The following is a 12,782-nucleotide window of genomic DNA, read 5'->3' on the forward strand; positions in this document are numbered from 1 at the left end:
CGGAGCGGCGGCTACTCGCTGTGCGCGTACAGCTTCAGGACCGGCACTCCGACCTTGTGCCGGGCCCGGGAGGCCCAGTCGCGGTGGAAGAACTCCTCCACGTAGTGCGGGGCGGTCAGCACGATGACCTCGTTGGCGCCGGTCTCCTGGGTGACCGAGGTGAGCAGGTCGAGTGGGTGGTCCTCGACGATCTGCCCGACCGCCTCGCTGCCCGCCTCGCGCAGCACCCGCAGCGAGTGCTCCAGGGCGACGCTCGCGGGGGCCACGGCCTGCTCGCCCTCCGGTTCGTCGCCCTCGCGGACGGCTTCGTCGAACTCGCCCAGCGCGACGTCGTCCACGGCGCGCAACAGCCGGTCCTGGTCGCCGCGCGGCTGCATGAGGACGACGAAGGAGACCTGCTCGTCGCCGTGCAGGGTGGTGACGAACTCCACGTCGACGGACGACAGGGCCTTCTCGATCATCAATACGCTCGTGAACACGACGGGCGCCCTTCTCGTCGGGGGCCGTGTCGGCGGCCCCTGCGGAAACCATCCTGCCCCGTATCCACACGGGGTCTGCGTGATTCAGTCTGCCCAGCGGAGGCGAAACGGAACGAGTGATTCCGCTGATTGTCAGGTTCGACGGTAGCGGGTGAACAAGAACCCGTCCTCCTCCAGGATCGAAGCGAGCGCGAGCCGCTGCGGCGCCGCGAGCGCGGGGCCCCCGGCGATCCGCTGCGCGCCGCCCGCCGCCAGCATCGGCGACACGGTCAGGCAGAGCTCGTCCACCACCCCCGCCGCCACGAACTGCCCGAGCATCCGGGGCCCGCCCTCGGTGAGCAACCGGGTGAGCCCCCGCTCCCCCAGGGCGCGTACCGCCAGCGCTGGCTCCACCCCGCTGCCGTCCCCCGCGACCACCACCTCGACCCCCGCCTTCGTCGCTTCCTCGACCCGCTCGGCGGGCGCCTGGGCCCCGGTGAGGACCAGGGTCGGCACCAGTGGCGAGGTGAAAAGCGGAAGGGAGAAGTCCAGGTCGAGACTCGCGCTGATCACGGCGATCGCGGCGGCCGGGCCCTGGCCGGCGGCGGCCCGCCGCTCGGCGAAGACCTCACGGGCACGAGCGGGGCGGTAACCCTCCTGGCGGACCGTTTCCGCACCGACCACCACCACATCGGCGAGGCCCCGCAGCGTCCCGAAGATCCGCATGTCGGCATCGCTGGAGATGGGCTGGGAACGGCCGTCGTGCTGGGCCGCGCCGTCCAGCGTGGAGACCATGTTGGCCCGCAGCCAGACGTCGGGGCCGTCCGGATACGCGTACCGGTCGGCGAGCTCGTCGAGAGTCCACTCCCGGTCCGGCCCGGCTGTCTCTTCGGTCACAGGGAACAGGCTGCGCATGCGTGGCAGTCTGGCACGGACCTTAGAGTTGGGAACTGTGTCGTCCTCCCCTGCCACAGCCGGTCCCAGCAGCCCGATAGCGGACCCGGCCCCCTTGTCGCTCTGCGCCCGCGCGCCGCACGTACCCGCCGACCGCCTGGTCGCGGAGATGGTGCCGCCGCCGCGCTTCCAGTCGGCCCGCTTCGAGACGTACGTTCCCGACGCGTCGCAGCCGAGCCAGGCCGAGGCCGTCCGGGTGCTGAGCGCCTTCGCGGGGACGCTGGGCGGGGCGCACGCCTCCGGCTCCGGCAAGCGCCGCTGGTTCGCGAAGAAGCCGGCCGCACCGACCGGGCCGCGCGGCGTCTACCTCGACGGCGGCTACGGCGTCGGCAAGACCCACCTGCTTGCCTCCCTCTGGCACGCCACCCCCGCCGACCCGTCCCTCAAGGCCTTCGGCACCTTCGTCGAGCTGACGAACCTGGTCGGCGCGCTCGGCTTCCAGCAGACCGTGCAGACGCTGAGCGGTCACCGGCTGCTCTGCATCGACGAGTTCGAGCTGGACGACCCGGGCGACACCGTGCTGGTCTCCACGCTCCTCGGCAAGCTCGTAGACGCGGGCGTGGCCCTGGCCGCGAGCTCCAACACGCTGCCGGGCAAGCTCGGCGAGGGCCGGTTCGCGTCGGCCGACTTCCTGCGCGAGATCCAGGGCCTGTCCGCGCACTTCCGGTCCCTGCGGATCGACGGCGAGGACTACCGGCACCGGGGCCTGCCCGAGGCGCCGCCGCCCTACTCGGACGAGCAGGTGACGAAGGCCGCGTACGCCACCCCGCAAGCCTCGCTCGACGACTTCCCGCACCTGCTCGACCACCTCTCCAAGGTCCACCCGAGCCGCTACGGCGCGCTCACGGAGGGGCTGAAGGCGGTCTGCCTGACCGGCGTCGAGCCGGTGCCGGACCAGTCGACGGCCCTGCGGCTCGTCGTCCTCGCGGACCGGCTCTACGACCGCGAGGTGCCGGTGCTCGCCTCCGGGCTGCCCTTCGACCGGCTGTTCAGCGAGGAGATGCTCAAGGGCGGCTACCGGAAGAAGTACTTCCGGGCGATCTCCCGGCTCACCGCGCTGGCCCGGGACGCGAAGCGACTTGTCGACGCGTGAGGCACGTACGGGCTGACGCGTAGGGCACGTACGGCCCGACTCCTGAGGCCGTACGCACCCGACTGGCCGGAAGACACGCAACAGCCTCAGCTACGCGCGTGGTTCCCGAGCGCCCGGCTGCGTGATACACACATGCGGGTCACATTCCTGTCCGCCAGCAGGGAGTTGCCCTATGTCTGAAAACCAGTTGTCCGCGACGCGTCGCCAAGTGCTTGCCCGTACGGGCCAGTTGGGTGCGACCATCGCCTTCGCCGGGGCCATCTCGGAGCTGTTCGCGGGCACCGCGGCCGCGCACGGCAAGGGCGGCTACGGGCCGCTCGTGCCCGACCCGAACGGCCTGCTCGACCTGCCGAAGGGCTTCCGCTACAAGGTCCTGTCCCGCGAGGGCGACCCACTGCGCTCCGGCGAGGGCCAGGTGCCGTCCAACCACGACGGGATGGCCGCGTTCGACGCGGGGCGGGGCAGAGTCCGGCTGATCCGCAACCACGAGAACCGGCCCACCGCCAAGATCCGGGTCCCGGCGATCGACGGCATCACGTACGACCCGATGGGCATGGGAGGCTGCACCTCGATCGGGCTCGACCGCAGCGGCGACGTCTTCGACGAGCACGTCGCCATCGCCGGTACCGCCGTCAACTGCGCGGGCGGGCCCAGCCTTTGGGGCACCTGGCTGACCTGCGAGGAGGCCGAGGACAAGGCCGGCACCAACGGCTACACCAAGGACCACGGCTTCGTCTTCGAGGTCCACCCGACCGACACCCGCAAGCTCGGCGGAGCCGTGCCGCTCACCGCGATGGGCCGGTTCCAGCACGAGGCGGTGGCCATCGACCCGCACAACGGCACCGTGTACGAGACCGAGGACGCCTTCCAGAAGCCCTTCGGCCTGTTCTACCGCTTCCGGCCCAACAAGCCGCTCGGCGGCCCGGGTTCCCTGCAGGCGGGCGGCAAACTGCAGGCCATGCGGGTGCCGGGAGTGCCCGACCTGTCGGCGGTCCAGGAGACCGGCAAGGTGTTCTCCGGCATCGAGTGGGTCGACGTGCCCGACCCGCTGGCCAAGGAAACCCCCGTCCGGCTGCAGGACTTCGGCGCCAAGGGCATCACCCACGGCCAGAAGCTGGAGGGTTGTTACTGGGGCGGGCGCTGCGTCTACTTCGTGGCGAGCTTCGCGCGCACCGCGGACGGCTCGGCCGCCACCCACCACGGGCAGGTCTGGCGGTACGACCCCAAGGCCCGCACGCTGGCCCTGGTGATCGTCTTCGGTCCGGCCACCGACCCGATGCTGCCGGGCGACGAGCCCGACAACATCTGTCTCGCGCCCGGCGGCGGCCTGATGGCCTGCGAGGACAGCGAGGGCGCGCAGCACGTCTTCGGTGTGACGCGGCGCGGCGAGGTCTATCCGATGGCGCGCGGCGCGAAGAACATCGGCACTCCGGAGAAGCCCGAGTGGGGCGAGTTCGCGGGCGTCACCTTCTCGCCGGACCAGCGCACGATGTACGTGAACTGCTACACGCCCGGCACGACCTTCGCGGTGACCGGGCCCTGGCACCACTAGGCCGCGTCGGCCGCAACAGCTGCCACATAAATCCCGAATAAGGACCAAGTGCCCGTCCCACGGAGCCCCAAGGGGGCCGTTCTCGCCGTGGGACGGGCCGTCCAGCGGTCGCGACACGCCCCGATCCGGCGCAGGATCGTGGGGAGTGTGACCGGAAGGGGTGCGCAGCAGTGGCCAAGAAGGACAGCAAGAAGGACGGCCGGAAGGCGAAGGCCGTCAAGGACGCCAAGGACGAGAAGGCGGCCAAGGGCAAGGCCAAGGCCAAAGAAGTCAAGGCCAAGGAAGTGAAGGCCTCGGCGGCCAAGGACGCGAAGGGCGCCAAGGCCGACAAGGCCACGACGGCCAAGCCCCTGCGCGAGCTGCTCCGCATCCCCGAGGGCGACCAGGTCGATCTCGCCGCCTTCGACGCGCGGTCGACCCCCGGCGGCCCCGCCGACAAGGAGGCCGGGATCGCGGCGACCGCCCAGATGGGTGAACAGCTCGCGGATCTGCAGGAGCGCCTGTACGCGGCCAGCACGGCCGGCGACCGGCGCCGTGTGCTGCTCGTCCTGCAGGGCATGGACACCAGCGGCAAGGGCGGCACGGTCAAGCACGTCATCGGCCTGTTCAACCCGTCCGGCTGCCGGATCAAGGCGTTCAAGGCGCCGACGCCCGAGGAGCAGAACCACCCGTTCCTGTGGCGCATCATGAAGGCGCTCCCGCAGCCCGGCGAGATCGGCATCTTCGACCGCTCGCACTACGAGGACGTGCTCATCGCCCGCGTCCGCGAGCTGGTCCCCCGCTCCCAACTGGCGCGCAGGTACGGCCAGATCAACCGTTTCGAGAAGTCCCTCGCGCAGGACGGCGTCACGGTCATCAAGTGCTTCCTGCACATCAGCAACGAGGAGCAGCGCGGCCGCCTCCTGGAGCGCCTGGACCGCCCGGACAAGCACTGGAAGTTCAACCCCGGCGACATCGAGGAACGCGCGCTGTGGCCCGCCTACCAGGAGGCGTACGAGATCGCCCTGGAGCGGTGCTCCACGGAGGCGGCGCCCTGGTACGTGATCCCGGCGGACCGCAAGTGGTACCGGAACTGGGCGATCAGCAAGCTGCTGCTCGAACATCTGGAGCTGCTCGACCCGCAGTATCCGAAGGGCGACTTCGACGTGGCGGAGTGCCGGAAGCGGCTGCTCTCGGAGTCCTGAACCGCGGGCAAGGGGCCGACTCCGCACGGAACATGCGGGGTCGGCCCCTTCTCGTGGCCTCGGGCGGCGGCTCCCCCACGATGCGTACGGCCTCAGGCAGAAACCCGCGCCACCTCGGCGTCCAGGGCCGTGCAGAGCCAGTCGTGGCCGGCGCCGGGAGTGGGTGGTGAGTCGTCGTGGAGCTGTGCGGTCAGGCGCCAGTACTCGTCGATGCGGGGGTCCGCGGCGAGCAGTGCGCTGAGCCGGTGGCGGAAGGCGGGGGTGTCGCGGACGCCGCCGGCCTGGGCGTAGGCGCCGACGAAGCAGTCGAGGGCCTCGCCGCCGTGCGGGGAGTGCCCCTTCTGCAGCTGCGGGCCCGCCAGGGCGTAGGCCTCGGCGAGGCCCGCGTAGAGCACGGCCGGGCGGACGCCCTCGTCGCGGCGGTGGGCCGCGGGCTGCGGCAGCGGGCCGCCGCCGCAGTCGCCCGAGACCAGGGCGTGCAGCCGGGCGAAGGTCAGGACCTGCTGGGGCGTCGGGTCCGCCGGGGGTTCGGGGACCGCGTGGTCGAGGAAGGCGGAGACGGCCGCGGCCGGCATCCGTACGGGCAGCCAGCGGCGCCAGAAGCGGGCCAGGGATGCCGTACTGGGCGGCGTGGACACGGCGCCGATCAGCCGGAGCCGCTCGGCGCGCTCCGAGGGTGTGCAGTCCCGCAACAGCCGCAGGGCGGCCTCGCGCCAGCGCAGGGCCGCCAAGTGCGAGCCGAGTTCGCGCAGTTGGTCGGCGATGACGTCCTCCAGGACGTCGTCGCGCTCCAGGGCCCGGCCGACCTCCGGGACCGGCAGGTCAAGGGCGCGCAGGGAACGGATCATGCGGAGCCGGTCGAGCGCCTCCGGGTGGTAGCGGCGATGACCGCCGGCACTGCGGGAGGCCGCGGGCAGCAGACCGCTGTCCGAGTAGAAACGGACGGTCTTGACGGTGACGCCCGCGTGCTCGGCGAGCTCTCCGATGGTCAGCATTCCGTCAGCGGACAAGGCTTGAACCTCCCTCTGCAGGAGTTCTTACGGTACCGGCGAGCGCGGACGGCCCGGTGGCGGCCCCCGCGACCGGGCAATGCCAAGGAGAAGGACGATGACGCCGACGAAGACAACGACACGGACGACGTTCGTGCTGGTGCCGGGCCCCTTTACCGGTGGCTGGGTGTGGGACGAGGTGGCCTCGCGGCTCCGGGAGGCGGGCGCGAAGGTGCACGCGGCGACCCTCACCGGGCTCGGCGGGCAGCATCAACTCGCCGACACCGAAACGGACTTGGAAACCCACGTCGACGACGTGCTGCGGCTGATCGACGAGGTGCCGCCGCAGGAGCAGCTGGTGCTCGTCGGCCACTGCTACGGCATCCACCCCGTGCTCGGTGCCGCCGACCGGCGCCCGGAACGGATCGCCCGGGTCGTGTATCTGGACGCGGGCATGCCGGCCGACGGAGACCCGGCCCTCAAGCTGGTGCCGGACCCCACGGTCCACGGGCTCCTCGCGGCCGGCACCGGGCCTGCCGCCGTCCCCGCTCCGGACCGCGAGGGCTGGCAGCGCTGGGGCAGCACCGAAGGCGTCCCCGCCGACGCCCTCGACCGCCTGACGCGGCTCGCCGCACCGCAGCCGTCGGGCACCCTCACCCGGCCGCTGCGGATGTCCGGGGCGGCCGCCGCGCTGCCGACGACCGGGGTCCTGTGCACGGGCAACGGGTCGAGCATCGCCCTGGTGCAGAACCTGATGGGCCTCGGCGACCCCCGCCTGCTGGCCCTCGCCGAGCCCCGCGTGACCTTCTTCGAACTCGCCACCGGACACTGGCCGATGCTGTCCGTTCCCGCCGAACTCGCCGACGTACTCCTGCAGGCGGCTGCGGGGGAAGGACACCGCCTGACCGCGAAGACGGACGAACCGCCCGCGCACCTGCGGCCCTTCCTCCTGGACGTGCCGGAGCGGGCGCGCGAGCGGATCGGGCGGGTCGACCTCTACCTGCCCGACGCCGGTGCCGACATTGACGGCAGTCCCCAACAGCCGTTCCCCGCCGTGGTGTTCGTGCACGGCGGCCCGGTCCCGGAAGGGGTGCGGCCGACCCCGCGGGACTGGCCCACCTATGCCGGGTACGGCAGCTACGTGGCGGAGCTCGGGGCCGTCGGCGTGATCGTCGACCACCGGCTGCACGACCTCGCCGACTACGGCCGGGCCGCCGAGGACGTCGCCGCCGCGGTCGCCCTCGTACGCGCCGATCCGCGCGTCGACGAGGACCGCGTCGCCCTCTGGTTCTTCTCCGGTGGCGGGCTGCTGTCCGCGGACTGGCTCGCGGCTCCGCCGCCGTGGCTGCGGAGCGTGGCGGCGACCTATCCGATCCTCGCGCCGCTGCCGAACTGGCCGCTGGCGGATCGCCGCTTCCGTCCCGCCGATACGTTGCCGGCGGCCGGTTCCCTGCCGGTCGTGCTGACCCAAGTGGGCCTGGAAATGCCGGAGATCGCGGCGACGGTCGAGGAGTTCCGGGCCGCCGCCAAGGACTGCGGGGCCGATCTGGAGGTGATCGAGGTGCCGGGCGCCCACCACGGGTTCGAGACGGTCGACCACACCGACGAGACCCGCGAGGCCGTGCGGCGTGCGGTGCGCTCGGTCCTCGGCCATCTGCGCGGTTGAGGAAGGGCGGGGCGGCCGGGCTCAGACCCCGGCCGCGTACCGCCAGAAGTCCGTCATCACGGCCGGCGGGGTGGGGCCGGTCATCGCCACCTGGGTGAGCAGGATCGCGACCGTGCCGGTGGACGGGGTGAGGTGCCAGGTGGTGCCGCTGCCGCCGACCCAGCCGTACCGGCCGGGCACGCTCCACGGGTGGGTGGTCTCGACGTCCACCGAGCCGCCGTAGCCCCAGCCCTGGCCCTCCAGGAACAGGTCACTGGCCTCGCGTTGGGCCTTGGTGAGCTGGTCGGTGGTCATACGGCGGACCGCCTCGGCCGACAGGAGGCGACGGCCCTGCGGGGTCGTCCCCTCCGCGAGCAGCAGCCGGGCGAAGGCGAGCAGATCGTCGGCCGTCGAGACGAGTCCGCCCGCGCCGGAGGCGAACTTCGGCGCGGCGGCCCACTGGCCGTCGGGGGCATCGGTCCGTCGGAGGCCACCGGCCGCGTCCGGCTGATAGAGGCTGGTGAAGCGGTCGCGCTTCGCCACCGGTACGTCGAACGCGGTGTCCCCCATGCCCAACGGCTCGAACAGCCGCTCCGCCAGGAACTCCGGCAGCGGCCGCCCGGCGACGCGCTCGATCAGCACGCCCAGGACGTCGGAGCAGGTGTTGTACAGCCAGGCCTCGCCCGGCTGGTACACCAGCGGGATACGGGCCAGCTCGGCCATCCACTCGTCCGGGGCCGCCAGTGCCTGCGGCTCCAGACCGCCCTGGACGCCCCGGCTGAACAGGAGTTGGACCGCCGGGAGTGAGAAGTCGGACGGGAATCCGTACCCGGCGCGGAACGTGAGCAGGTCCTCCACGGTGATCGCCCGCCCGGCCGGCACCACGTCGTCGACGGGCCCTTCCGGGACGCGGACCACCTGCGGCGCGGCGAGCTCGGGCAGCCAGCGGGCGACGGGATCGCCCGGCGCGATCAGGCCGTCGTCGACCAGCACCATGGCCGCGGCGGCCGTGACGGGTTTGCTGACGGAGGCGATCCGGAAGATCGTGTCCCTGCCCATCGGGACACCACCCTCGGCATCCGCCGCACCCACGGCCCGTACGTCGACGTGGTCACCCCGCGCGACAAGCGTGACCGCACCGGGCAGCGCCCCGGAGTCCACGTAGGGCTGGAGGATGTGGGGCTGGCTGGCGCGCAGGTCGGTCATCGGTCCACCTTCACGGGTCGTGGCGAGCGGGTCGTCGAACGGGTCGGGTCCCAGGGAAGACTCCCTGGGACCCGCAAAGTCATCGCCACCCGACCGAGGCTCGACAATTCAGCCCGTCCGGCGTTTGAGGACAATCCTCTCAAGCCGACGGCAGTCTTACGGGAAGGGGCGGGGAGGGGCAAAAGACAGCCCGTCCGGCGAGGACCGGGGGCCCGGGGGCAGCGCCCCCGCGACCTCACCGAAGGCGGGCCTGACCAGAACGCGGGGCCCCACCCAACCGCAGCCCCACCCACCACACAAGGCACGCAACCCCGCCCCCGGTCAACGCCCCCACCACCGTGTCCGAAAGCCAGTGCGCCTGCAGCCACGTCCGGCTCCACATCATCCCCAGCGTCAGCACCAGCCCAACTCCCCACCACCAGCGCCGAGAGGCACCCGCCGCCGGCCCGAAGAGGGCGATCAGCACGACCACCGTCATGGCCATCGTCGCCGCATGCCCCGAAGGGAACGAGCCGTGGTCGACCTGGACCAGGGGATGCGCGGGACGCGGCCGGTCCACTAGGTGCTTGAGCCCCTGCACCGCGACCTGCGTCGCGAGCACCGTCACCAACAGGAACAGCGCCGCCCGCCACCGCCGCAGCACCAGGAGCAGAACAAGCAGACCCAGCGTGACGAGCGCGCCGTTGGGGCCGCCGAACCAGTTCAGCCCGGAGGCCAAGGCCTGCGGCACCCCGTCGTGCGGTCCGCCCATCCAGCGCAGCCACGTGTCGTCGAGCCCCTGGAACGGCGGGCGGCGCACATCGCCGCGGATCACCAGACCGAGGAGCAAGGGCACCAGCAGCGCCCCCACCGCGAGCGCGAGCATCAACGAGCCGCGCGGGACCGCCGGTTGAGGGTCGCCCGGTGCGGTCGAGGGCGACTCGGGTGGGGACAGCAGGGTTCGAGGCATGCCAACGGGCCTTTCGGATTCCGGGACGGCCGGGACGCGGACGAGGGTCGCCGTCCTTCGGCCCCGGATACTGACACGTGTAACCATGCCTGACTAGGGGTCGCGCAGGCGGTATGCGGATCTCTGGGCAGCCCGGGAGTGGATCACATGGGCAATCCCGGAAAACAGGGCAGGCGGCAACTCAGCCGCTCGACTCCCGCACCACCAACTGCGCCGAAGACACCCCGTGCACCCCCGCCGCCACCCCGGGCTCACGGATCAGCCGGGCCACCAGCTCCGCCGCCTGAGCCCCGCCCGGCATCCGCATCCGCACACTCGTGAGCCGGGGCCGCACGAGCCGGGCGAGGAGCAGGTCGTCCGCGCCCACCACCGCGGTCTCGCCGGGCACCTCGATCCCGGCGTCCTGCAGGGCGCGCAGCAGGAGCATCGCGTACTCGTCGTTGTACGCGAACACCGCGTCGAGCCCCAACTGCCGCCAGCACGAGGCCAGTTCGACGGCCGACTCCTCGGTGTAGGCGAGCTCCAGCGGCACGACCCGCGCCCCCGGGAAGGCCGCGGCGGCGGCCCGTACGCCCGCAAGGCGGGGCTCGCTGAACAGGTGCAGGCCCCGCTCGACCGGCGTGACCACGCCCAGCGCGCGCCGGCCGCTCGCGAGGAGGTGGGCCGCGGCCACGGCGCCGACCTCGCCCTGGTCCATGGCGACGGAGTGGGCGCCGGGAACGGCCGGGGCCCCGTAGGCGAGGACGGCCGACACCCCGGCGCGGGTGAGGAGTTGGACGGAGGACGCGCTCAGCGGCGTACCGGCGACGGTGACGACGGCGGCGGGACGCAGTTCGGCCCAGGCGCGGGCGGCGTCCTCGGGGGTGCGGCCGCCGCCCGTGCCGTGCAGCACGACGGTGTGGCCGCGCTCGGACAGGGCGGTCTGGAACTCGGCGAGGAAGGCGGCGAAGAGCGGGCCGACGGCGGGGACCACATCGGCGGCGACCGCGAGCAGGACGAGATCGCTGTGGCCGGAGCGCAGGGTGCGGGCGGCGGCGTGCGGGACGTAGCCGAGGTCGGCCGCGGCCGCCCTGACCTTGGCCTGGGTGGCATCGCTGACCCGGCCGGCGGCCTGGCCGTTGAGGACGTAGCTGACCGTGGCGCGGGAGACCCCGGCGCGACGGGCGACGGCGGCGCTGGTGGGCGGGGTGGCTCCGCCCCTGGGGCCGACCTTCGGGTTGTCCTTCATCGTGCCGTGATCCTTTCACAGGCATCTCTTTCATCACGGGTCTGGTGCGGGGCCGGGAACGGGTGCTAGACATCCGGTTACACGTGTCACTCCCTTAGGGTCACCCGCCTCGGCTGACACGTGTCCATCTCCCTCGCCGTCCCCAACCCCACCTGCATTTCCTCTCCATCCCCATCGTCATTTCTCGGTCATCGCGACCGACCTCCCGAGGAGGAGGGCACCGTGGCCCTTTCCGCTCGCCAGGACCAACCGCCGCAGTCGGCCGCCGACACCACCCCCGGCACGACCGCCGGCGCGAGCCGCTCCCCACGCGGCCTCCTGCCCCTGCTGTTCCTCGGCAACAGCGCCATGTACACGCTCTACATAGGCGTCGGCGGCGTACTGCTCCCGCTGCAGATCGAGCACATCGACAAGGCCGACAAGGTGGCCCTGCTCGGCCTCGTCAGCGGCATCAGCGCGATCTTCGCGACGCTCTTCAACCCGATCGCGGGCGCGCTCTCGGACCGCACCGGGCGGCGCAATCCGTGGATCCTGGGCGGCGGTCTCGCCGCGGTCGGCGCGATGGCGCTGCTCGGCAGCGTGCACACCGTGCTGCTCGTGGTGATCGCCTGGTGTCTGGGCCAGGCGGTGATGAACGTCTTCCAGGCCGCCCTCACCTCGGTCGTCCCGGACCGGGTGCCGCTCTCCGCCCGCGGCAAGGCGTCCGCGGCCGTCGGCCTGGGACTGCCGGTCGGCTCGACGCTCGGCGCCGTCCTCGGCTCGGCCTTCGCGGACCACCTCTCGACCGGGTATCTGGTGCTCGGCGCGATCGTCGCCGTCTCGGCCGTGCTGTTCTCCTCCTGCACCCGCGAGGAGAAGCGGCCCGCGCCCGCACCCGTGCCGTTCAAGGCACAGCTCACGGCGCTCCTGAGCGCGCTGCGCAGCCATGACTTCCGGTGGGCGTTCATCGGGCGCGCGCTGCTGGTGCTCGGCTACTTCTGCGTCTTCGGCTACCAGCTCTACATCCTGCAGGACCACGTCGACCTGCCGAAGGGCCTGTCCCCCACCGAGGCGGTCGCCGTCATCACGCCGGTCTCCGCGCTCGCGATGGCCGTGTCGACGGTCGTCGGCGGCCTGCTCTCCGACCGCTTCGACCGCCGCAAGCTGTTCGTCGGCGTCTCGGCCGCGATCTCCGCGCTCTCGCTCCTCATCCCGGCGATCTCCCCGACCTGGCCCGCGATGATCGCCTTCGCCGCCCTCAACGGCCTTGGTTTCGGCTGCTTCATGGCCGTCGACAACGCGCTCGTCTCGATGATTCTGCCGAGCGCCGACGACGCCGCGCGCGACCTGGGCGTCCTCAACATGGCGAACGCGGGACCGCAGATCCTCGCGCCCTTCGTGGCCTCGGTGATCGTCTCGGTCTCCGGCGGCTACACCGCGCTGTTCCTGGCCGGAGCGGTGCTTGCCATGCTGGGCGCGCTCGCGGTGCGCCCGATCCGCGGCGTGCGCTGACCGTCGGGCCGGCGCAGGCGGCACACGTACGAA

General features: G+C 72.3%; 11 protein-coding genes. 5 read left to right on the top strand and 6 right to left on the bottom strand.

Going from position 1 to position 12,782, the window contains the following annotated elements; genetic code table 11:
* Positions 1-11 precede the first annotated feature (11 nt).
* Both OG430_RS12850 and OG430_RS12855 read right to left on the bottom strand, forming a co-directional pair.
* Positions 12-479, bottom strand: a complete 468-nt coding sequence (locus tag OG430_RS12850) for an indole-3-glycerol phosphate synthase (protein WP_327352608.1) — start codon at positions 477-479, stop codon at positions 12-14.
* A 132-nt stretch (positions 480-611) separates the two neighbouring features.
* Positions 612-1,373, bottom strand: a complete 762-nt coding sequence (locus tag OG430_RS12855; RefSeq protein ID WP_327352609.1) for a pyrimidine reductase family protein — start codon at positions 1,371-1,373, stop codon at positions 612-614.
* Between the two features lie 37 nt (positions 1,374-1,410).
* On the opposite strand from OG430_RS12855, the gene zapE reads away from it, so the two are divergent.
* The 3 genes from zapE to OG430_RS12870 all read left to right on the top strand — a co-directional run bounded on the left by zapE (position 1,411) and on the right by OG430_RS12870 (position 5,241).
* Positions 1,411-2,505, top strand: a complete 1,095-nt coding sequence (gene zapE, locus OG430_RS12860; RefSeq protein WP_327352610.1) for a cell division protein ZapE — start codon at positions 1,411-1,413, stop codon at positions 2,503-2,505.
* A gap of 172 nt (positions 2,506-2,677) precedes the next feature.
* Positions 2,678-4,057 (top strand): alkaline phosphatase PhoX, encoded by a 1,380-nt coding sequence (locus tag OG430_RS12865; protein WP_327352611.1) that lies wholly within the window; start codon positions 2,678-2,680, stop codon positions 4,055-4,057.
* Between the two features lie 350 nt (positions 4,058-4,407).
* Complete coding sequence (locus OG430_RS12870; RefSeq protein ID WP_327359066.1) at positions 4,408-5,241, top strand: PPK2 family polyphosphate kinase; 834 nt, start codon at positions 4,408-4,410, stop codon at positions 5,239-5,241.
* A 92-nt stretch (positions 5,242-5,333) separates the two neighbouring features.
* Here the strand turns inward: OG430_RS12870 and OG430_RS12875 are convergent, their stop codons facing one another.
* The gene (locus OG430_RS12875; protein WP_327359067.1) at positions 5,334-6,236 is read right to left on the bottom strand and encodes a helix-turn-helix domain-containing protein; all 903 of its coding nucleotides are present in this window, start codon (positions 6,234-6,236) and stop codon (positions 5,334-5,336) included.
* A 112-nt stretch (positions 6,237-6,348) separates the two neighbouring features.
* Between OG430_RS12875 and OG430_RS12880 the strand changes: the two genes are divergently transcribed.
* Complete coding sequence (locus tag OG430_RS12880) at positions 6,349-7,896, top strand: alpha/beta fold hydrolase (protein WP_327352612.1); 1,548 nt, start codon at positions 6,349-6,351, stop codon at positions 7,894-7,896.
* A 21-nt stretch (positions 7,897-7,917) separates the two neighbouring features.
* Here OG430_RS12880 and OG430_RS12885 read toward each other — a convergent pair whose 3' ends face one another.
* The 3 genes from OG430_RS12885 to OG430_RS12895 form a co-directional block, all read right to left on the bottom strand.
* Positions 7,918-9,081: a serine hydrolase domain-containing protein gene (locus tag OG430_RS12885; RefSeq protein WP_327352613.1), complete on the bottom strand. Its 1,164-nt coding sequence runs from the start codon at positions 9,079-9,081 to the stop codon at positions 7,918-7,920.
* A gap of 235 nt (positions 9,082-9,316) precedes the next feature.
* Complete coding sequence (locus OG430_RS12890) at positions 9,317-10,030, bottom strand: phosphatase PAP2 family protein (RefSeq protein WP_327352614.1); 714 nt, start codon at positions 10,028-10,030, stop codon at positions 9,317-9,319.
* Between the two features lie 181 nt (positions 10,031-10,211).
* Positions 10,212-11,258, bottom strand: a complete 1,047-nt coding sequence (locus OG430_RS12895) for a LacI family DNA-binding transcriptional regulator (RefSeq protein ID WP_327352615.1) — start codon at positions 11,256-11,258, stop codon at positions 10,212-10,214.
* 222 nt (positions 11,259-11,480) lie between these two features.
* Here OG430_RS12895 and OG430_RS12900 point away from each other — a divergent pair, with 222 nt between their 5' ends.
* Entirely contained in the window at positions 11,481-12,749 is a 1,269-nt protein-coding gene (locus OG430_RS12900) for an MFS transporter (protein WP_327352616.1), read from the top strand.
* The last annotated feature ends 33 nt before the right edge of the window (positions 12,750-12,782 follow it).

Origin of the sequence: Streptomyces sp. NBC_01304, from assembly GCF_035975855.1 — a bacterium.
Classification (GTDB): Bacteria; Actinomycetota; Actinomycetes; order Streptomycetales; family Streptomycetaceae; genus Streptomyces.

What these genes read in the sequence shown, in the direction of transcription:
- OG430_RS12895 (WP_327352615.1), bottom strand. Translation starts at nt 11,258, where the DNA reads ATGAAGGACAACCCGAAGGTCGGCCCCAGGGGCGGAGCCACCCCGCCC.
- OG430_RS12865 (WP_327352611.1), top strand. Translation starts at nt 2,678, where the DNA reads ATGTCTGAAAACCAGTTGTCCGCGACGCGTCGCCAAGTGCTTGCCCGT.
- OG430_RS12855 (WP_327352609.1), bottom strand. Translation starts at nt 1,373, where the DNA reads ATGCGCAGCCTGTTCCCTGTGACCGAAGAGACAGCCGGGCCGGACCGG.
- OG430_RS12890 (WP_327352614.1), bottom strand. Translation starts at nt 10,030, where the DNA reads ATGCCTCGAACCCTGCTGTCCCCACCCGAGTCGCCCTCGACCGCACCG.
- OG430_RS12880 (WP_327352612.1), top strand. Translation starts at nt 6,349, where the DNA reads ATGACGCCGACGAAGACAACGACACGGACGACGTTCGTGCTGGTGCCG.
- OG430_RS12875 (WP_327359067.1), bottom strand. Translation starts at nt 6,236, where the DNA reads ATGCTGACCATCGGAGAGCTCGCCGAGCACGCGGGCGTCACCGTCAAG.
- OG430_RS12885 (WP_327352613.1), bottom strand. Translation starts at nt 9,081, where the DNA reads ATGACCGACCTGCGCGCCAGCCAGCCCCACATCCTCCAGCCCTACGTG.